This window comes from Bacillus sp. OTU2372, from assembly GCF_038440275.1.
Taxonomy (GTDB): domain Bacteria; phylum Bacillota; class Bacilli; order Bacillales; family Cytobacillaceae; genus Neobacillus; species Neobacillus bataviensis_B.
On sequence record NZ_JASATK010000001.1, the window covers coordinates 924016 to 943247 of the forward strand.

Genomic DNA, 19232 nt, shown 5'->3' on the forward strand with positions numbered 1-19232 from the left:
GGTCATTGAGTTTCAATCTCAATGACCCTTACTAGTATGTTTGAATACATTATTTGTATGTACTCAAGCCATATTGAATGGCTCCCACAAACCCATGTTTTGCTGATTCGATAATTAATTCATAGGCTTCTTCAAACCTAAGTTGATTTTCAAGCAATAATGCAAGATTTAACATAGAAGGGGGATTGCCTAAATTAATTGCATTCTTATAGTAGCTTTCTGCTTTTTTATAATCAGGTAGAATGTCAGAGTAACCAAATTGATAAATTTTACCTAATGCGTCTAATGCTTCAATTTCACCTTGAGTTGCAGCCATATTTAGGTTGTGCAATGCTTGATTAACATCCAAAGCAACCCCTAAACCTTTAAGATACATAATCCCTAGGTAATAAAGAGCACCTGAATGTCCAAGAAAGGCAGCTTTTGAAAAATAATCAAATGCCCTTAGGTAGTCTTTTGCAATACCTAATTGTTCACTTCCAAAATAGTGATGTTTACCCATTTCGAACTCCGCAGCTGGAAATCCTTTATTAATGATTTGAGTTAGCATCTCTATTGCTTCCAGAAAGCTTTCAGTATCGTAAAATCTTTTATATTCATTAAAGAGCTTCTGTGGAGTATCTTCTTCTTTCTGAATTTGATCGGTATTGAGCATTTTATTAAAGTCATTATTAATCTTAGATTCATTAGATTTCAAATTAATCCCTCCTAATACTTCTTTTCTAAAATGATTGAGATGTAGTTGTAAATAAATCCACTAGCAGCTTTGTCTTTTTATAGGGGAACCTATTTGTTTCAAGAGATCGTATGTTTAATAAGTAAAATTAGGATGGATAAAGTAACATCCCTTGTATTCTCAAAAGGAGAATAATCAAGGGATGCCTAATTAACTTGAATAAAATGCTGAATTCCATTTACCTTCATACGCATGAAATTGTTAGATCAAGACTGTATCTTTATTCTCTTGATGAATTTCCTTTTCAGCTAGTTCCCACCAACGGTAAGAATTTGCTGAGTGTAAATCAGCATCCGAAGACCTAGAAGTCAAATCAATTCCTAATTTAACGATATCGATTGAATGCCCACCATCATTATAGTTAGAACAAATTCGGTAGATATCGTTAAAATCAGCGAATGACATGATCAGGACCTCCCTTCTGAAAGGATTTAGGGAATACAAAAATATTTCTATACTCCCTTTAAACTTATTATAAGACCAATTATCTTCAAGAAATGAAGTAATCGTGAACTTATTTTGAATCTTATAATAATTCAGAATAGGGCTGTCCTGTGATCCGTCAAATCATTTTCATTTGCCTTTTAAACGTTCTCAACAATCGTTGCTACACCTTGGCCTCCACCTACACATAATGTAGCTAAACCAAAACGATCCTCACGTTTTTTCATTTCATGAATTAATGACACCAAAATTCTTGCACCGCTGGCACCAATCGGGTGACCTAATGCAATTGCACCGCCGTTAACATTTAACTTTTCTTTATTAAAATGCAATTCGCGGTCAACAGCGATTGATTGGGCAGCAAACGCTTCATTTGCCTCAATTAAATCAATATCTTCTAATGATAAAGAAGCACTGTTTAAAGCCTTTTTAACAGCTGGTACTGGTCCAATACCCATAATACTTGGGTCAACACCAGCCACAGCGTTTGCTTTAATAACTACTAATGGTTTAAGCTGCAGTTCCTCAGCCTTTTTACGGCTCATCACAACTAAAGCGGCAGCACCATCATTAATTCCTGAAGCATTACCTGCTGTAACAGTTCCGTCCTTTTTAAAGGCTGGACGAAGTTTTTCTAGACTTGCTGCAGTTGTTCCAAACTTAGGGAACTCATCCTGACTAAACACGCTTACTTGACCTTTACGACCAGGGACTTCAACCGGAACAATTTCATCTGCGAATCTATTAGACTCAATCGCAGCTTGTGCCTTTTGTTGGCTCCATGCAGAAAATTCATCTTGCTCAACACGGGAAATTTCATATTTTTCTGCGAGATTTTCAGCTGTAACACCCATGTGATAGTCATTTTCAGCACACCATAATCCGTCTTGGATCATACTGTCTAAAATTTTCTGATCACCCATTTTGAATCCGTTACGGCCGCCTTTTAATAAATAAGGAGCTTGACTCATATTTTCCATTCCGCCTGCCACGATTACTTCAGCTTCGCCTGAAAGAATGGCTTGTGTTGCCAAGTGCACGGCTCTTAAGCCAGAACCACAAACCATATTAATAGACAATGCTGGTGCTTCTTGTGGAACTCCAGCCGCAAGGGAAGCTTGTCTAGCTGGATTTTGACCTGCGCCAGATTGTAAAACATTACCCATAATAACTTGATCAACACTAGCTGGAGTAATACCTGCTCTTTCAATTGCCGCTTTTATTACTGTGGCACCTAGCGTTTTAGCTGAAACATTTTGTAAACTCCCTAGGAAACTTCCAATTGGTGTTCTAACAGCACTTACAATTACAACCTCATTTACTGTCATCTGAATCACTCCCATAATAAATTTATTATACTCCTATGTATAATTCCTCTCATATGATACTACATATGGTAGCTAGTTTTATCAGTAACTCTTCGACAAATTTAGAGGTGGATTTAATAAAGTAAATAAATGGCTTCCGCTAAAATCACTAAATTGGGGGGAGGAACTTATGCGGGAAAAATCCAATTGAGAGTGGATAAAAGTATAATTTTAAATTTACAACGCAACCAAAAGATGACGAAACAAGTTTGTCCAAATAGACAGAGAAAATTTGTAGAAATTTAGCAGATATTGTAGAAATGTATTCCAAGAAAGTTTAGCTACTTTCCATTTTTCTTGACAAGAACTTGGTAAATTAGCAAAAAAGTTTGTCAATATAGTTATATTGTTTTGGTGTTATTAATGATTAAAAGAGAAGGGAAGACATCCAAATTGATGTCGTTCCCTTTTGTTTTGCTTTACACGAAATAAATTTTTCCTATTTAAATGTCAAGAGCTTACCCATCGAATTCTAAATCACCAAACCTCCATCAACACTCAAAACTGTTCCGTTAATATACTTTGCATCATCTGAGGCCAAGAAAAGGTAGGCAGCTGCAATATCTTCAGGTTTCCCAAGTTTTTTAAGTGGGGTTTTATCCTTCATATAATTGAGAACCTTATCTGGTACAGCCGCAGTCATGCCTGTTTCAATGAAGCCAGGGGCAACCGCATTGACTCGAATTCCTTTTGGCCCAAATTCCTTACCCCAGCTTTTAGTTAATCCAATTACCCCAGCCTTTGTCGCTGCATAATTGGTTTGCCCAATATTCCCATAAAGTCCGACAACGGACGAAGCATTCAGGATCACACCCGAACCTTGTTTTAACATAATAGGAGCGACAGCTTTTGTGCATTTAAAGACACCCGACAAGTTAACTGAAATAACTTTCTCCCAATCTGATTCCTCCATTTTTGTAAGAAACCCGTCAAGGGTAATACCAGCATTGTTTATCAAGACATCGATTTTACCGTGTTTTTGGATAATAGATTGAACCATTTCTTCGATTTGGGAGCTATCGGTTACGTTGACTTGAAAGAATTCTGCTTTTTCAGTATTCATTTCTTCCAATGCTTTTCTTCCAGCTGTTTCGTCATAATCACATATAACCACATTCGCTCCTTCGTTTAGAAATCTTATTGCTGTTTCTTTTCCTATTCCTTGTGCTCCGCCGGTAATCAAAACAACGCTTTCATTAAACTTCAAACTTTCCACCTCTTTTTTTAAATTCATTCATCCACCAGAATTCATGAAGAGAAACCATTCAGTCTGAAATTTTGTCTAAATTGTGAACAAAAAAGCAGCAAATAATAGAAATTTGTCGATACTTGTTGAAAAAACGACTACTCCTTAGCCGCTAAACAACCGACTATCGTTTAAAAAACAATAGCGATTTGCTAAAAATACTATTCAATTTATAACAAAAATAGAACAAAGGAAAAATTACCCATTGGTTTTGGAAGCGCTTAAACCACTGCGACTATTGGGTTTAAGGGGTTTATAAAAAATTTCTATATATGTAATTCACATTGAGGCTAGAAATTTGTCGTAATATGCAATAATATTTTTGGATTATTTTTAATGTTTGTTCTTTAATTGTTTGAAGGATGTTAGTATGATTAAAATGTCGATAAAAAGAAGGAGGAAAAAAATTGACAACAAATTTTAATGTTTTTGAAGCTTGGAAGGATCTTTATAACCAGAGTAGTAATTTATACGATGAAAAAATCATGGAGTCTTTTCCTTCCCAGGGGATCGGGCAACTTTTAGACATGAATCTACAATTTAAAAAATTTATTGACGAAACAACAGAAAAATATTTAGAACTTGGCAATCTGCCATCACGCAAGGATCTTGCTAACTTATCTTCTCAAATTGTTAATGTCGATACAAAGGTCGATGGCTTAGAAGAACTGCTAGAGGATAAACTTGAGAGCACTGACAATCAGGTGTCTTTTAAAAGCGAAATATCGGAATTGAAATCCGAAATGAAGAATCTGGATAAAAAACTGAATCAAATTCTATCCATTTTAAAGACTAAAGAATAACCTACATACTAACACCAATGGGGGATGAAAAACATGACAAATTTAAATGGTAAAGTAGCAATTGTAACAGGCGGCAGCAGAGGTATTGGTGCAGCTATTTCGATGGAACTTGCAAGACAGGGTGTAAAAGTGGTTCTTAACTTTGTTTCCCGTGAAGAACTAGCTGAAAAGATGGTAGCAGATATAAATGAAATCGGTGGAGAAGCTTATGCAGTTCGTGCGGACGTTTCCAATATCGATGATGCAGCACATCTTGTACAGGAAGCCTTCAATCATTTTGGAAGAGTAGATATTTTGGTTAATAATGCAGGTATTACGAGAGATAGCACATTTAAAAAGCTAAGCTCAGAGGATTGGAGAAGAGTAATTGATGTTAATTTAAACAGTGTTTACAACACAACATCAGCTGCACTTCCTTACCTTCTCGAATCAGATGCAGGCCGCATTATCAACATTTCATCGATTATCGGACAAGCGGGCGGGTTTGGTCAAACCAACTATGCAGCAGCAAAAGCTGGACTTATTGGGTACACCAAATCACTTGCTCTTGAATTAGCGAAGACAAATGTTACTGTTAATGCGATTTGCCCAGGATTTATTGGAACTGAAATGGTTCAAGCAATCCCTGAAAAAGTTCTAGCTGGAATTGTAGAAAAAGTTCCGCAAAAACGTCTAGGAAAACCGGAAGAAGTAGCTCGCGGGGTTGCTTTCCTATGTAGTGATGGAGCCTATATTACTGGTCAGCAGCTTAATATTAATGGCGGACTTTACATGTAATTGTCATGAAGGCAGAAATCTATGTATATAGTAAATAATAATTAAGCTAAGGAAGGAGTGAACAACATGAGCGTACTTGCGGAAAAAGATTGGGACATGTTTTTTGACGCGCTCCCTGAAGAGTATGGAACGCAAATCAAACGTGTCATGAAGGCAACCCAAGTGTTAACTGTTGATCCTAAGCCAGAAGTAGGTCCTACTCCCAAAGAGGTGATTTGGACTAAGAATAAAACGAAACTCTATCGTTATGTTTCTGAACAGCCGAAGAAACATAAAATCCCATTACTATTGATTTATGCATTAATCAATAAACCATACGTTTTGGATTTAACTAAGGGCGGAAGTTTAATAGAATATCTGGTTAATAATGGATTTGACGTCTATCTTCTTGATTGGGGTACACCTGGATATGAAGATCGTAATATGAAACTAGATGATTTTATTATCGACTATATCCCTCGGGCCGTTAAAAAAGTCTTAAAGACATCAAAAGTTGATGAATTGTCCATTCTTGGTTATTGCATGGGCGGTACGATGACGTCTATTTTTGCAGCTCTTTACCCTGAATTACCGATTCGCAATCTGATCTTTATGACAAGTCCGTTTGATTTTGAAGATTCAGGTTCATACGGTGCTATGTTAAATGAAAAATACTTTAATATTGATAAAGTAGTAGATACCCTTGGTGTGATTCCACCTGAAATGATTGACTATGGAAACAAGCTTTCAAAGCCAATGGCTAACTTCTATGGTCCATTTGTAAGTCTAGTTGATCGTGTTGATAATGAAAAGTTTGTAAAAAGCTTTAAACTGCTGCAAAAGTGGTTAAACGATGGTATTCCATTCCCAGGTGAATCATATCGCCAGTGGATCAGAGATTTTTATCAAAAAAACAAGCTGATTAAAGGGGAATTAGTCGTTCGCGGCCGCAAAGTTGATTTGAAGAATATCACGGCTAATGTACTAAATTTAGCAGGTCAAAATGACTTAATTGCCCAGCCACATATGGTCGAAGCTTTGATGGATGCTATTTCTAGTAAAGACAAACAGTTTAAAAATTTACCAGTTGGTCATACATCAATTACATTTGGCAGCCAAGCTTCCAAAATTACCTACCCAACCATTGGTGATTGGCTCGCTGAACGTTCTAATTAATCATCAGCTTAAAACATGTATACCCAAAAGTGAGTGTTTTTAAACACTCACTTTTTATATAGTTGAAAATTATTATTTTAAATTACTAAAAAATATCAAGACAAATAATTATTTTAATGAACGGTTTTCATTAAAATAATTATTATTCTTACTTTACTTATAGGATTAATTGGGTTAAAATTTAAATAATTCAAAAAAGAAGTTAGCTGATTGGTCAACCAAAGGCTCCTAAACGCATGATGCGGAAAGGGGCCTTTTTATTTTTAGTAAGCAATAGCCAATGAAGTATTATTTAACGCTTCATAGTAAGTCAAAAAGGGGTGTTAGAATGAATATTGATCATCTTGATGCTTTTATGTATGTGGTTCACCTTGAAAGTATCCATAAAGCAGCAGAAGCACTTTATTTATCTCAGCCAACCGTAACAGCGAGAATTAAAACATTAGAGCAGGACCTTGGCATCGAACTTTTTTTACGAAAGGGGAGAGGTTTGACACTATCTGAGGAGGGAAAAGCTTTTATTCCGTATGCAGAACAAATTATTCGTACGTATCAACAAGGGAAGAAACTATTAAAAAAAGAAGACCATCCAGAGGAAATCGTGATTGGGGCGAATTTAATTACATCACAATATTTTATACCATTTGCCCTTCCTTCCTTAAAAAAAGTGCATCCTGAGCTTCGATTTAAATTTATTTCAGCTCCAAACGAAGTATTGCTTGAGAAATTGCTGCAAAGGCAGGTTGATATCGCCTTCTTAAAGGATGTTAATCATCAAGGAGTGCAAAAGCATGAGCTTCTAAATAATGCTGTGAAATTAGTTGTTTATCCTGGACACTTATTTCAATTTCAAAAGAAAATCACTGTTCAACAATTAGCAAATGAACCTTTGGTATTTTTTGAATGCGGGGCTTTTGATTGGAATAGCGTTTATCATTTATTTGAAGTAGCCAATATTGAGCCAAAAATAGATTTTCTTGTTGATCACCTCGAAGTAGCAAAATCTATTATTCTTAATAAACATGGCATAGGGTTCTTACCATCCTTAAGTATTATAGATGAACTTCAACGGGGAGATCTTATTGAGATAGATGTGTCACATCTCATGCAAATTCAGCAGCATATTTATGCCACCCATCTAATCAATAGTTTTGCACATAGGCGGGTCTGGGATGCTATCCTTTTGTCCGTTAAGGAATTTAACAATCAAAGCATACTGACGATTAATTAAAATTTCTAATGAAAAGAATAAATTATTCTATTACTAAACGTATTGTCATTTCTATCTTCTCGGTGATAGGATTAATGTCAAGTAAATACACTTTTTCACTAAACTTTGGATAATTATTGTTTTAAATCCGACTATTCAAGTGTGTATTCTTGGGTATAAAAGGAGGATGTTGATGATGAAAGCACAAAATGTAAATGATGTGAGACCTTTTATTAAAACGAAAAAACTAAATACTTTTGGAACGCTTAAATATCTTAATATGCCAGATTTACAGTTTTTTATCTGGTGCAATCAACAATATAGAGTAAATAGAGGAATCTATAATACGATTGATCAATGGTTTTACGAATATGGGATTATTAATATTTATTCTCGCAGAATTCAGCTTTTAGCCTTTTTAGATTCTGTTAAAGAGGACTTGAATGAACCTCATTCATCTAAATTTATTAGATTTGGTCATGGAGGTCTAACTAAAAGATTGAATGATTTTATCAATAATAAGGATTAATAGAGCGATAGATTTTTTTAATCAAATACATCAAATTTCCTATCAGAGAAAGTATTGCGATGTCCTCATTGCCGGTGTAGGATAAAAAACAATAAATAAAAACATACTTTTCTGATTGGTTTAGTCAGAAAAAACGGAGGGAAATATCAATGAGTTATAAGTTGGGAATTTTAGATCAGAGTCCAATTTTTCCAGGAACAACTGCTTCTCATGCCTTGCAACAAACGGTTTTACTGGCTAAAAAAGCAGAGGAATGGGGATACTCGCGTTTTTGGGTTTCTGAACATCATAATGCAGAGCAACTAGCAGGATCGTCACCGGAGGTATTGATTTCCTATTTATTGGCTCAAACCAAGAGCATTAAAATTGGGTCCGGGGGAGTCATGCTTCAACACTACAGTCCATATAAGGTGGCTGAAAACTTCCATGTCTTATCAAATCTGGCACCTGGAAGAGTAGACCTCGGGATTGGGAAAGCACCAGGTGGTCTTCCTTTATCCACAAAAGCCCTGCAGTATGGAACGGTCAACGACGGTAAGGACATTTCAGAACGGCTCTCTTTTTTATTAGACTTAATTGAAAACTCAGTCGATAGCAGTCATCCGCTTGCAGGTATTCAAGCGACCCCGATTCCCCAGGAAAAGCCAGAAATTTTTCTACTAGGTGCGAGTGCAAACAGTGCTCGGCTTGCAGCAGAACTAGGAATTTCATTTGTGTTTGCTAAATTTATCAATAGTGATGAAGCGGTATTTGAAGAAGCGGCAAATCTTTATCGGGAAGATTTTCCAAAGGGACGATTGATTGTTTCGTTGGCTGTTATTGCTGCACCTACTAAAACAGAGGCAGAACAATTGATAGGGAACAGAAAAATAGTCAAAGTTCATCTTCAGAGCGGTCGCTCCGTGACAGTACAATCAACTGAGCAAGCGAAATTCTTTGGAAAGCAATCCGGTGAACCATATGAAATTACTGAACAAGAAGCAGACATTATTGCTGGAACACCTGACTATATAACGGAAGTTTTAAATCAACTTCATAAAACGTACCGGGTAGATGAATTTATCATACATACACCAATTGAACAAGAAGCAGCAAGATATCAATCATTTCAATTGTTAGGCCCTTTAAAAACGGCCAATTTAACTATTCACCCTTTAAGTAAATAAGATTCGGAATGAAGAGTTTCATTATTTTTTTAACGCTAAAACCAACTATTCGGGTAGGGATTATAAACAATCCAATGAGTGAAGGGACGGAAATTGTGATGTCAAATAAAAGACAATTAAAACTAGGGACGATTATTCATGGCGTGGGGGGAAATATTGCCGCTTGGAGGCATCCAGAGGTATTAACAGATGCCAGTGTTAATTTTGATTTTTATAAGGAGCAAGCGCAAAAATCTGAAAAGGCTAAATTTGACTTTGTTTTTATTGCAGATGGCCTGCATATTAATGAAAAATCTTTGCCCCACTTTCTAAATCGTTTTGAGCCGCTTACGATTTTATCGGCACTTGCAGCTGTCACTTCACGAATCGGTCTTGCGGGAACCATATCTACTTCCTATAGTGAACCATTTAATGTTGCCCGGCAATTTTCCTCATTGGATCATATTAGTCATGGTCGGGCTGGATGGAATGTGGTTACCTCCCCTTTAGAGAAAACAGCATTAAACTTTAGCAAAACGATTGAGGAGCATCCTAACCATCCAAAAAGATACCGAATTGCCTCTGAATATTTAGATGTTGCCAAAGGATTATGGGATTCATGGGAAGATGATGCATTTATCCGCAGTAAAGAATCAGGAGTATTCTTCGATTCTGAAAAATTACATCCATTAAATCACAAAGGAGAATTTTTCTCTGTACAAGGTCCGTTAAATATTGGCAGGTCAAAGCAAGGGCGGCCGATTGTCTTTCAAGCAGGATCATCTGAAGATGGGAAAAACCTTGCAGCTAAAGACGCTGATGCTATTTTCACTGGTCATGCGACATTGGAGGAGGCACAAAAATTTTATCAAGATGTTAAACGCAGGACTGCTGAATATGGCAGAAATCCTGATCACATTCTCGTCTTGCCAGGCATCGAGCCAATTGTTGGGAAGACAGACGAGGAAGCTGACCAGAAATATCAAGAGATTGCTAATTTAGTATCGATTGAACAAGCATTAAACTATTTAGGCCGCTTTTTTGAACATCATGATTTTTCACAGTATCCACTTGATGAACCTTTTCCAGAAATCGGTGATTTGGGTTCAAATAGCTTCAAAAGTGGAACAGATCAAATAAAACAGGAAGCGAGAGAACAAAATTTAACTCTTCGCCAGGTTGCCTTAAGGGCTGCGACTCCTAGAACTCCGTTTATTGGTACGCCAGAAAAAGTAGCAGATCGCATACAGGAATGGTTTGAGGGATATGGGGCCGATGGATTCATTATTCACTTCAATGTTCCTAGTAATCTAACAAGTTTTATTGAGCATGTAGTACCAATTCTGCAAGAACGTGGTCTTTTTCGAACGGAGTATGAAGCAGATACCTTACGAGGCAATCTAGGATTGCCGTACCCAGAAAATCGTTATTTAAAAAATACCGTGAAAAATGGTTAAGGGGTGGTTCATGTGAAACGAGTATATTGTGGAAAATTAGTAGCTTCTTCATTAGCAATTTTACTTTTATTATCAGGCTGTGCAAGTAGCACTAGTACCAAAAATAGTAGTTCACAAGGAACAAACGGGAAGGTTGAATCACAGCCTAACTCTGGAGGTGAATTAACCTATGCACTTGCAACCTCTCCTGATTCACTTGATCCGGCACGGAGTGGTTTAGCGGTTGCTGTTCGTGCATTCAGAACCATTTTTGACAGCTTAGTCGTTCAGGCGCCAGATAATACAATAAAACCGTGGCTTGCTACAGAATGGACAATTTCAGATGATGGAAAAACTTATACTTTTAAGCTTCGTAAGGACGTCAAGTTTCAGGATGGAACACCTTTTAATGCGGAGGCTGTTAAATATAGTTTTGACCGGATTATAGATCCAAAAACCCAAGCAAAAAATGCGGTTGCCCTTCTAAAACCCTATCAATCGTCAGAAGTGATTGATGATTACACAATCAAAATCAATCTTGCAACCCCTTCAACGGCGTTTTTAAGTAACCTAAGCCAGGCGATGCTGGGGATTGTTTCCCCGACTGCGGCAGAAAAGTATGGTGATCAGTTTGGAAAAAATCCCGTAGGTACTGGACCATATAAGTTTGTCAGTTGGGCAGATAATGCAGACATTGTGGTTGGAAAAAATAAAGATTATCACTGGGGCCCTTCCATTGTAGAAAACAAAGATGCACCTTATCTTGATAAAATAACCTTTAAAATCATTCCAGAAGAGGCAACTCGTATCGGCAGTGTCCAAAGCGGGCAAGTGCTTGCGGCAGAAACAGTACCGCCGCAAAATATTCTTTCATTAAAAAAGGATCCGAACACTCAATTGCTTCAAGTGAACACAATTGGTTTACCATATACCCTCTTTTTTAATCAAAGAAGGGCTCCGTGGAATGATGTGAAAGCCCGTAAAGCAGTTCAGCTTGCGGTTGACGTGAACGCGATTGTAAAGACACTTTACTTAGATACGTATTCAAGAGCATGGTCTCCACTATCACCAGGTATTTTAGGTTATGATAAATCGCTTGAAAATGGAAGCAAGCTTGATGTAAAGAAGGCTAATCAGCTCCTTGATGAACTAGGGCTTGTAAAAGGGGAGGACGGTATTCGTGAGAAGGATGGAAAAAAACTGACATTAACATATGTCGATGGAACTCCAAACCGTGAGAAGAGAAATGATATTGCCGTTATGGTCCAGCAGCAGTTAAAAAAGATTGGAATTAAGGTGGAAATCAATATTACAAAGGACATTGCTTCAGTGGTTCAACAGAAAGCCGATTATGATGTGTATGGAAATAGCCAAGTTAATTCAGACCCCAATGCATTGCGAGCCTTTTATCACTCAACAACTCCCGATCAGGAGGCAACTGTAAAGAGGTTGGGTGGCGGTTCCGATCCAGAAATAGATCAATGGTTAGAAGCCGGAACAGTAGAAACTGACCTAGCAAAAAGAGAAGAGCTCTACAAAAAAGTTCAACAGAAAATCATTGATCAAGCATGGATTCTTCCTATTTATGTATTCCCTTATACCGTGGCAGCATCTAAGACTGTTAACGGGATTAAGTTTGATTCATTAGGTTATCCACTATTTAATGATGCAAATATTAAAAAATAATGGAATGGAGCTGATAAATGTGGCACTTGCCAACAAGATTCTTTTAAAAATCTCATCTGCTTTAGTATCCATTTTTGGCTCCCTCATCCTTGTATTTTTTATCATCTATTTGCTGCCAGGTGATCCAGTACTGTCCATGCTGGATCCCACTACGGCAACGGCTGAAACGGTAGCCAATTTACGCAAGGAACTAGGGCTTGATCAACCAATTTATATTCAATTTGCTGATTATTTTTTGAACGTTTTACATGGGGATTTTGGTCAATCTATTATCAATAGCGAACCAGTCTTGCCTAAAGTCTTAGAACATTTTCCGGCGACACTTGCTCTTACACTTACGAGTGCCATATTTTCTATAGTAATTGGACTACTATTTGGAGTGCTCTCGGCAATATACAGGAATAAATGGATTGATTTTATTGCTAGGTTAATAGGGTTATTTGGAATTTCAATGCCAACATTTTGGTCAGGCATTTTATTAATTCTCATTTTTTCTGTCTTTTTAAACTGGTTTCCTGCTATGGGATCAGATGGCTGGAAGACACTTGTCCTTCCATCACTTTCTCTAGGATTTGTAGGTGCAGGATTAATCATTCGGATGGTAAAAACGAGCATGCTCGAAGTAGTAAATGAGCAGTTTATTGTGACGCTTCGTGCGAAAGGTCTTTCCGAACGGGTAATTATGTACCAACATGCTCTTAGAAACGCATTAATTCCTGCGATAACAATTATTGGTATTAATATTGGGGAATTAATGGCAGGTACTGTTGTCATCGAAACCGTCTTTTCCAGGCAGGGGGTTGGCAGAATTGTTGCGGATGCTATCATGGCTAAAGATTTACCTGTAATTCAGGGGGTTGTGTTTTTTAGTGCGATCGTTTATGTGATTGTCAATCTACTAGTTGACCTATCCTATTCATTAATTGATCCCAGGGTTCGGAGATCTGATCAAAGGTAAAGGAGGCAGTATAAATGAAAGAAATCGTTAATGTTGAAACAACACTGCGAGTTCCGAAATGGACTTTAAAGAAAAGGAAAACGAACTTCTCCATATCCAACCTCTTTTTATACACATCAACAGTTATTGTACTCTTTATTATTGCCTGTGCCATTTTTCCTAAGTGGATTGCGCCCTTTTCACCGACCTATATGAATGCAGAGTATATCCTAAGTAAGCCAAGTGCCAATCATTGGTTTGGAACGGATTATTTTGGCCGGGACGTATTTAGTCTCGTCATTTATGGAAGTCAGGATTCGCTTATTATTGGTGTAACATCCGTACTTATAGGTGGAATTATAGGTGGGAGTATTGGAGCATTGGCAGGATATATTGGCGGTTTTGTTGATGTAATCTTAATGAGGGTCATCGATATTTTAATGACTATCCCAGGAATACTACTTGCCTTAGCCATAGCTGCTGCTCTTGGTCCTAGTTTATTTAATATTGTATTGGCTGTAGCGGCTTCGGCAATTCCGGGCTATGCACGTGTAATGAGAGGACAAATGATGAGTATTAAAAAAAGAAAGTTCGTCGCTGCATCATGTTCAATTGGAACACCTAGTTGGAGGATATTCCTATGGCATATCTTACCTAATTCCTGGTCACCTCTTCTTGTTTTGGGGACGATAGGACTTGGTACTTCGATTTTAATTGGTTCAGGGTTAAGTTTCTTAGGTCTTGGGACCATAAAGGAAATTCCTGATTGGGGCGCCTTACTATCACAAGGAAGAGGATATTTAACAGTGGCATGGTGGATTTCCACCTTTCCAGGTTTATCCATTACTCTTTTCGTCCTCTCAATCAATATTATTGGCGATAAGCTTCGCGATTCCTTTGACCCAAAAACGAGGTAGGGGAGAGAAAAAATGGAGAAATTACTTGAAATAAAGGACTTACAGGTTGATTTTACCAGTAGCAATCATGTGTTAACTGCGATTAAAGATGTCACATTAGAAATTAAAAAAGGAGAAACGGTTTGTATCGTTGGGGAGTCAGGAAGCGGCAAAACGGTAACTTCTAAAACGATTATGAGGCTTATAGATTACGAGAATGGAAAAATAGCGGAGGGAAGTATCGTAATCGATGGAATCGACCTTACAAAACTTTCACAAAAAAAACTCCGTTCCATTCGCGGGAAAAAAATAGCGATGATTTTTCAAGAACCGATGGCTGCGTTTGATCCTGTCTTTACCATTGGGAAACAAATCATTGAGACCATCCTTGAACATAAGCATTCAAATAAGTTAGAAGCTAAAGCGAGGGCCATTTATTTACTAAGGCGAGTGGGTATCTCGGATGCTGAAATTCGTTTGAACCAGTATCCAAATGAGATGTCCGGAGGTATGCTTCAAAGGGCGATGATCGCCATGGCGCTTGCTTGTGATCCAGATTTACTTATTGCAGATGAACCGACTACCGCACTTGATGTGACCATTCAAGCTCAGATATTGCAGCTTCTAGAGGAATTGAAAGAAGAACTTGGCATGTCCATTCTCTTAATAACCCATGATATGGGCGTTGCAGCAGAAATGGCGGACCGAATTATTGTGATGTATGCCGGCAAGATCGTTGAGCAAGCTGATGTGAAACAATTATTTGAACGGCCTTATCATCCATATACATATGGATTATTACAATCAATCACGAATGTGGATGGTGATAGGAGCAAAAAACTATACTCTATTAAAGGATCAATTCCAGGCTTAGATGATTTACCTTCTGGATGTCATTTTCATCCACGATGCCCATTTGCAACGGATCTCTGTAAGAGCGAATCGCCTCCATTAATGGAGGTTAATAATCGCCAGACAGCTTGTTGGTATACGGAAGAGGTATCAGAAAAACTCTTCAATAAAGATTTGGAAACGAAAGTTGACGTACAGCCTCAAAAAGAAATGGCTCAAGCGACTCCTGTAGTTATTGGTGAACCATTGTTTGAGGTTCAAGAGTTAAGTAAATATTATCCTATTGGGAAGAAACTATTCTCTCGAAAGCAAGCATATATTAGCGCTGTTGATAACGTGTCCTTCCATATCAATGTAGGTGAAACATTTGGGCTGGTTGGAGAATCAGGCAGTGGAAAATCGACTTTGGGCCGAGTTCTCTTGCAATTAGAGAAACCTACCAGTGGAGAGGTATTCTTTCAGGGCCAAGATTTGTCAAAATTACATGGAAGAGCATTACGTGAAATGAGACGGGATATGCAAGTAATCTACCAAGACCCATATGGTTCTGTTAATCCTCGCTGGAAGATTGGGGGAATTATCGGAGAACCTCTTCAAGTTCATGAAACAATTAGTGTGAAAGACAAGATTGAAAGAGTTCAAGAATTATTAGAGATTGTTGGGTTAAATAAAAACAGTTATGATCGTTATCCCCATGAATTTTCTGGCGGCCAGCGTCAACGTATCGCGATTGCTAGAGCTATTGCGATAAATCCCAAGTTTATATTAGCAGACGAAGCGGTATCGGCATTAGATGTTTCTGTTCAGGCTCAAATCATTAATTTATTGAAGGATGTACAGAGGGAACGGAAATTAACTTATTTATTCATCGGCCATGGTTTAAATATTGTTCGGCATATTTCCGATCGGATCGGTGTGATGTATTTAGGTCAATTGGTGGAATTGGCTAATAGTGAAGAGTTGTTTTTACATCCTGCCCATCATTATACAAAAGGCCTTATTGAATCAATCCCAGTAGCCGATCCCACGTGCTTAAGGGAACGGATAACCCTTAGTGGGGAAATTCCATCACCAGCAAACCCGCCATCTGGATGCAGATTTCATACCCGCTGCCCGGCAGCAACTGCCCGTTGTCGTGAAGAACAGCCTTTATTTAGTGAAGTGAGTAAAGGTCATTGGGCTGCATGCCATCATCCAGTTTAAATGGGCAGGGTGAAGGACGAAATTGTAGAAATCAGAACGAAAAGTGTCCTTAATAGAAGGCTAGGGATTTAAATAGGAGGAAACAAGGATGAAATTTGTTGTGTTTGATTTGATGAGTAATCATCCAAATGGTGTGACAGGAGAGATATTAACAGAGCAAGAACGAATTCAACAAGTCATTGATCAAGCCGTTTTCACAGAAACGCTAGGTTATGATGGATATGGAGTAGGTGAGAGGCATGGTGCTCCATTTCTATCTTCTTCACCAGCCCTAATGTTAACGGCCATTGCAGGGCGAACCTCAAAAATACGCTTGATGCCTACCATATCAGTTTTGAGCGTCCTTGACCCAGTGCGAGTAGCAGAGGATTATGCCACACTCGATCATCTATCTGGAGGAAGATTGGAGATGATGATTGGAAAAGGTAACGATCCGCGCCACTACCCCTTATTCGGAATCAAAGAGGAAGAGCAATGGATATCACTAGCTGAGCGGTATGATCTTCTTAAACGGTTATGGTCTGACGAAAATGTCTCATGGGAAGGGACATATCGTCCTCCATTAAAAAATGTGACAACAGAACCTAGACCCTATCAGAAGAAGATTAGAATTTGGCATGGCAGTGCATCTAGCCCACTTTCTACAGAGCTTGCAGCAAAAAATGGGGAACCGATTTTTTCATCAAATGCTTTTCACCCCATGGCAAAATACAAAGAATTGATTGACCATTATCGTGAACGTCTAGAGTTCTATGGGTTCGATTCAAAAAACGCTGTCGTCGGTGCTGGTGCAGGCAGCTTATATTTGGCTAACACAACGGAAGAGGCCATTAACAGGTTCCGGCCATATTATGACACTTATATGAATACAGATGCATCAAAACATAACCAATCTCCATTTAAGAGTCTTGAGGACCATGTTCAAAACGGTTCACCTTTAATAGGAAGTCCTGATTATGTAATAGATAAGATACTTAAATACCATCAAGCATTCGGACACCAAGTACAAAGTATAAGTGTGGGGGGGATAAGTCTGGAAGAACAATATGAGCAGTTAGAGAGATTCGCTACGGAGGTTATTCCAGTGCTTAGACGTGAGATCCCTAGTACTATTTGGGAAATAGAAAAAGCAGCAGTCGATTTATAAAACCTATTTGCCTTATATGATTACTGGCGGAAAGGGGGAATTCAATGAGCAATCAGATCCGTATCATGCATCTAAATTTATTTTTATTTAACCTTGGACATCTTGCAGCCTCCTTGCGTCATCCATAATCACATAAGCTTAGTATTTTACTTAGGGTAATTGATAGTTTTTATGAATATAAACAATAATTTTTTCTATCAGATAAAGTATAGCAAATCAAATCCTTACGTGATAGGATAAAGCACAAGAATCAAAAAAAGTATTCCTATCAAATAACTCGGGATAAAATGAAAAAGGAGGAGCGTAAATGTCTAATAAAAGAAAGTTGAAATTGGGGGCTATTATTCATGGTGTTGGCGGCAACATTGCTGGATGGAGGCATCCCAATATCCAAGCTGATGCCAGTGTCAGTATAGATTTTTACACCAGTCAAGCTAAGAAGGCAGAAGAAGGAAAATTTGACTTGGTTTTTATTGCTGATGGTCTGCATATCAATGAGAAATCCATTCCACACTTTTTAAATAGGTTTGAACCACTGACGATTTTATCAGCCCTTGCTGCAGTTACCTCAAGAATTGGTCTTGTGGGAACACTTTCAACGTCTTATAGTGAACCGTTTAATGTTGCCAGGCAGTTTGCTTCCCTTGACCATATCAGTCATGGCCGTGCGGGCTGGAATGTGGTTACGTCACCATTAGAAAAAACGGCTCTAAACTTTAGTAAAACGATTGAGGAACATCCTGATCATGCCAAAAGGTATCGAATTGCAGCTGAATATCTCGAGGTAGCGAAAGGACTTTGGGATTCATGGGAAGATGATGCATTTGTTCGTGACAAAGAAACAGGTGTATTTTTTGATCCAGATAAATTGCATCATTTAAATCATCGAGGGGAATTTTTCTCTGTGCAGGGTCCGCTAAATATCGGTAGATCGAAGCAAGGCAGACCAGTCATATTTCAAGCTGGATCTTCCGAGGCAGGCAAAAATCTTGCAGCAAAAGAAGCAGACGCCATCTTTACAGGACATCCAACCTTAAAAGCCGCACAAGCATTTTATCTGGATGTCAAAGAGAGAGCAAAAGCCTACGGACGGAATCCAGATGAGCTCGTGATCCTTCCAGGGATTGCACCCATTATTGCTGCAACAGAGGAAAAGGCAGAAAGAAAATATCAAGAAATTGCCAATCTAGTTTCCATCGATAAAGCCTTAGATTATCTGGGACGTTATTTCGAGCATCATGATTTTTCACAATATCCTCTCGATGAACCGTTCCCTGAACTTGGTGATTTAGGTAAGAATAGCTTCCAAAGTCATACAGATCGAATTAAACGGCAAGCAAAAGAAGAGAATTTAACGCTTCGCCAAGTCGCCTTACGAGAGACAACATCAAAACCTGCTTTTCTTGGAACACCGGAAAAAGTAGCGGACCTTATTCAGGAATGGTTTGAAGCAGGTGGCGCTGATGGGTTTATCATTGGTTCCGCTGTACCCAATGGGTTAAATGATTTTGTAGACTATGTCGTGCCGATTCTTCAAAAACGAGGACTTTTTAGAACAGATTACGAGACTGAGACATTACGTGGTAATCTAGGAATTCCTTATCCAGAAAACCGTTATACAAATAAGGTGGTAACCCATTGAATAGTAAATACAAGCAGTCTA

Annotated in this window: 17 protein-coding genes; 13 read left to right on the forward strand and 4 right to left on the reverse strand. The window is 38.1% G+C overall.

Features of this window, described 5'->3' with window-relative positions:
• Positions 1 to 49: 49 nt before the first annotated feature.
• The 4 genes from AAHB15_RS04365 to fabG all read right to left on the reverse strand — a co-directional run bounded on the left by AAHB15_RS04365 (position 50) and on the right by fabG (position 3781).
• Complete coding sequence (locus tag AAHB15_RS04365; RefSeq protein ID WP_342041807.1) at positions 50 to 697, reverse strand: tetratricopeptide repeat protein; 648 nt, start codon at positions 695 to 697, stop codon at positions 50 to 52.
• Between the two features lie 240 nt (positions 698 to 937).
• Entirely contained in the window at positions 938 to 1141 is a 204-nt protein-coding gene (locus AAHB15_RS04370; protein WP_335573399.1) for a hypothetical protein, read from the reverse strand.
• A 179-nt stretch (positions 1142 to 1320) separates the two neighbouring features.
• Positions 1321 to 2508 (reverse strand): acetyl-CoA C-acetyltransferase, encoded by a 1188-nt coding sequence (locus tag AAHB15_RS04375; protein WP_335573400.1) that lies wholly within the window; start codon positions 2506 to 2508, stop codon positions 1321 to 1323.
• Between the two features lie 511 nt (positions 2509 to 3019).
• Entirely contained in the window at positions 3020 to 3781 is a 762-nt protein-coding gene (gene fabG / locus AAHB15_RS04380) for a 3-oxoacyl-[acyl-carrier-protein] reductase (RefSeq protein WP_342041808.1), read from the reverse strand.
• A gap of 419 nt (positions 3782 to 4200) precedes the next feature.
• On the opposite strand from fabG, the gene AAHB15_RS04385 reads away from it, so the two are divergent.
• From AAHB15_RS04385 to AAHB15_RS04445, 13 genes are all read left to right on the forward strand, one after another.
• Entirely contained in the window at positions 4201 to 4596 is a 396-nt protein-coding gene (locus tag AAHB15_RS04385) for a polyhydroxyalkanoic acid synthase subunit PhaR (protein WP_342041809.1), read from the forward strand.
• 33 nt (positions 4597 to 4629) lie between these two features.
• Complete coding sequence (gene phbB / locus AAHB15_RS04390) at positions 4630 to 5373, forward strand: acetoacetyl-CoA reductase (protein ID WP_335575126.1); 744 nt, start codon at positions 4630 to 4632, stop codon at positions 5371 to 5373.
• A 66-nt stretch (positions 5374 to 5439) separates the two neighbouring features.
• Positions 5440 to 6528, forward strand: a complete 1089-nt coding sequence (phaC, locus tag AAHB15_RS04395; protein ID WP_144562222.1) for a class III poly(R)-hydroxyalkanoic acid synthase subunit PhaC — start codon at positions 5440 to 5442, stop codon at positions 6526 to 6528.
• A 328-nt stretch (positions 6529 to 6856) separates the two neighbouring features.
• Positions 6857 to 7759, forward strand: coding sequence for a LysR family transcriptional regulator (locus AAHB15_RS04400; protein WP_342041810.1), 903 nt, complete (start codon positions 6857 to 6859; stop codon positions 7757 to 7759).
• 172 nt (positions 7760 to 7931) lie between these two features.
• The gene (locus AAHB15_RS04405) at positions 7932 to 8267 is read left to right on the forward strand and encodes a hypothetical protein (protein WP_335572914.1); all 336 of its coding nucleotides are present in this window, start codon (positions 7932 to 7934) and stop codon (positions 8265 to 8267) included.
• A gap of 149 nt (positions 8268 to 8416) precedes the next feature.
• The gene (locus tag AAHB15_RS04410; protein ID WP_335572915.1) at positions 8417 to 9433 is read left to right on the forward strand and encodes an LLM class flavin-dependent oxidoreductase; all 1017 of its coding nucleotides are present in this window, start codon (positions 8417 to 8419) and stop codon (positions 9431 to 9433) included.
• A gap of 98 nt (positions 9434 to 9531) precedes the next feature.
• A complete protein-coding gene (locus tag AAHB15_RS04415; protein ID WP_335572933.1) occupies positions 9532 to 10869 on the forward strand; it encodes an LLM class flavin-dependent oxidoreductase in 1338 nt (445 codons plus the stop codon).
• Positions 10870 to 10881: 12 nt separating this feature from the next.
• A complete protein-coding gene (locus tag AAHB15_RS04420; RefSeq protein WP_446715837.1) occupies positions 10882 to 12534 on the forward strand; it encodes an ABC transporter substrate-binding protein in 1653 nt (550 codons plus the stop codon).
• Positions 12512 to 13492 (forward strand): ABC transporter permease, encoded by a 981-nt coding sequence (locus AAHB15_RS04425; RefSeq protein ID WP_446715838.1) that lies wholly within the window; start codon positions 12512 to 12514, stop codon positions 13490 to 13492. Before AAHB15_RS04420 ends, AAHB15_RS04425 begins: the two co-directional genes overlap by 23 nt.
• Before the next feature lie 14 nt (positions 13493 to 13506).
• A complete protein-coding gene (locus AAHB15_RS04430) occupies positions 13507 to 14388 on the forward strand; it encodes an ABC transporter permease (protein ID WP_342041812.1) in 882 nt (293 codons plus the stop codon).
• A gap of 12 nt (positions 14389 to 14400) precedes the next feature.
• On the forward strand, positions 14401 to 16422 hold the full coding sequence (locus AAHB15_RS04435) for an ABC transporter ATP-binding protein (protein ID WP_342041813.1): 2022 nt from the start codon (positions 14401 to 14403) through the stop codon (positions 16420 to 16422).
• 88 nt (positions 16423 to 16510) lie between these two features.
• Positions 16511 to 17569, forward strand: a complete 1059-nt coding sequence (locus AAHB15_RS04440) for an LLM class flavin-dependent oxidoreductase (protein ID WP_342041814.1) — start codon at positions 16511 to 16513, stop codon at positions 17567 to 17569.
• A gap of 307 nt (positions 17570 to 17876) precedes the next feature.
• Entirely contained in the window at positions 17877 to 19211 is a 1335-nt protein-coding gene (locus AAHB15_RS04445) for an LLM class flavin-dependent oxidoreductase (protein WP_335572920.1), read from the forward strand.
• The last annotated feature ends 21 nt before the right edge of the window (positions 19212 to 19232 follow it).

Excerpts from the sequence above, each read along its gene's own strand:
- AAHB15_RS04440 (WP_342041814.1), top strand. The coding sequence starts at position 16,511 with ATGAAATTTGTTGTGTTTGATTTGATGAGTAATCATCCAAATGGTGTG.
- AAHB15_RS04430 (WP_342041812.1), top strand. The coding sequence starts at position 13,507 with ATGAAAGAAATCGTTAATGTTGAAACAACACTGCGAGTTCCGAAATGG.
- AAHB15_RS04405 (WP_335572914.1), top strand. The coding sequence starts at position 7,932 with ATGATGAAAGCACAAAATGTAAATGATGTGAGACCTTTTATTAAAACG.
- AAHB15_RS04425 (WP_446715838.1), top strand. The coding sequence starts at position 12,512 with ATGATGCAAATATTAAAAAATAATGGAATGGAGCTGATAAATGTGGCA.
- AAHB15_RS04445 (WP_335572920.1), top strand. The coding sequence starts at position 17,877 with ATGTCTAATAAAAGAAAGTTGAAATTGGGGGCTATTATTCATGGTGTT.
- phbB (WP_335575126.1), top strand. The coding sequence starts at position 4,630 with ATGACAAATTTAAATGGTAAAGTAGCAATTGTAACAGGCGGCAGCAGA.
- AAHB15_RS04375 (WP_335573400.1), bottom strand. The coding sequence starts at position 2,508 with ATGACAGTAAATGAGGTTGTAATTGTAAGTGCTGTTAGAACACCAATT.
- AAHB15_RS04435 (WP_342041813.1), top strand. The coding sequence starts at position 14,401 with ATGGAGAAATTACTTGAAATAAAGGACTTACAGGTTGATTTTACCAGT.
- AAHB15_RS04400 (WP_342041810.1), top strand. The coding sequence starts at position 6,857 with ATGAATATTGATCATCTTGATGCTTTTATGTATGTGGTTCACCTTGAA.
- AAHB15_RS04415 (WP_335572933.1), top strand. The coding sequence starts at position 9,532 with ATGTCAAATAAAAGACAATTAAAACTAGGGACGATTATTCATGGCGTG.
- AAHB15_RS04410 (WP_335572915.1), top strand. The coding sequence starts at position 8,417 with ATGAGTTATAAGTTGGGAATTTTAGATCAGAGTCCAATTTTTCCAGGA.
- phaC (WP_144562222.1), top strand. The coding sequence starts at position 5,440 with ATGAGCGTACTTGCGGAAAAAGATTGGGACATGTTTTTTGACGCGCTC.
- AAHB15_RS04370 (WP_335573399.1), bottom strand. The coding sequence starts at position 1,141 with ATGTCATTCGCTGATTTTAACGATATCTACCGAATTTGTTCTAACTAT.
- fabG (WP_342041808.1), bottom strand. The coding sequence starts at position 3,781 with ATGAATTTAAAAAAAGAGGTGGAAAGTTTGAAGTTTAATGAAAGCGTT.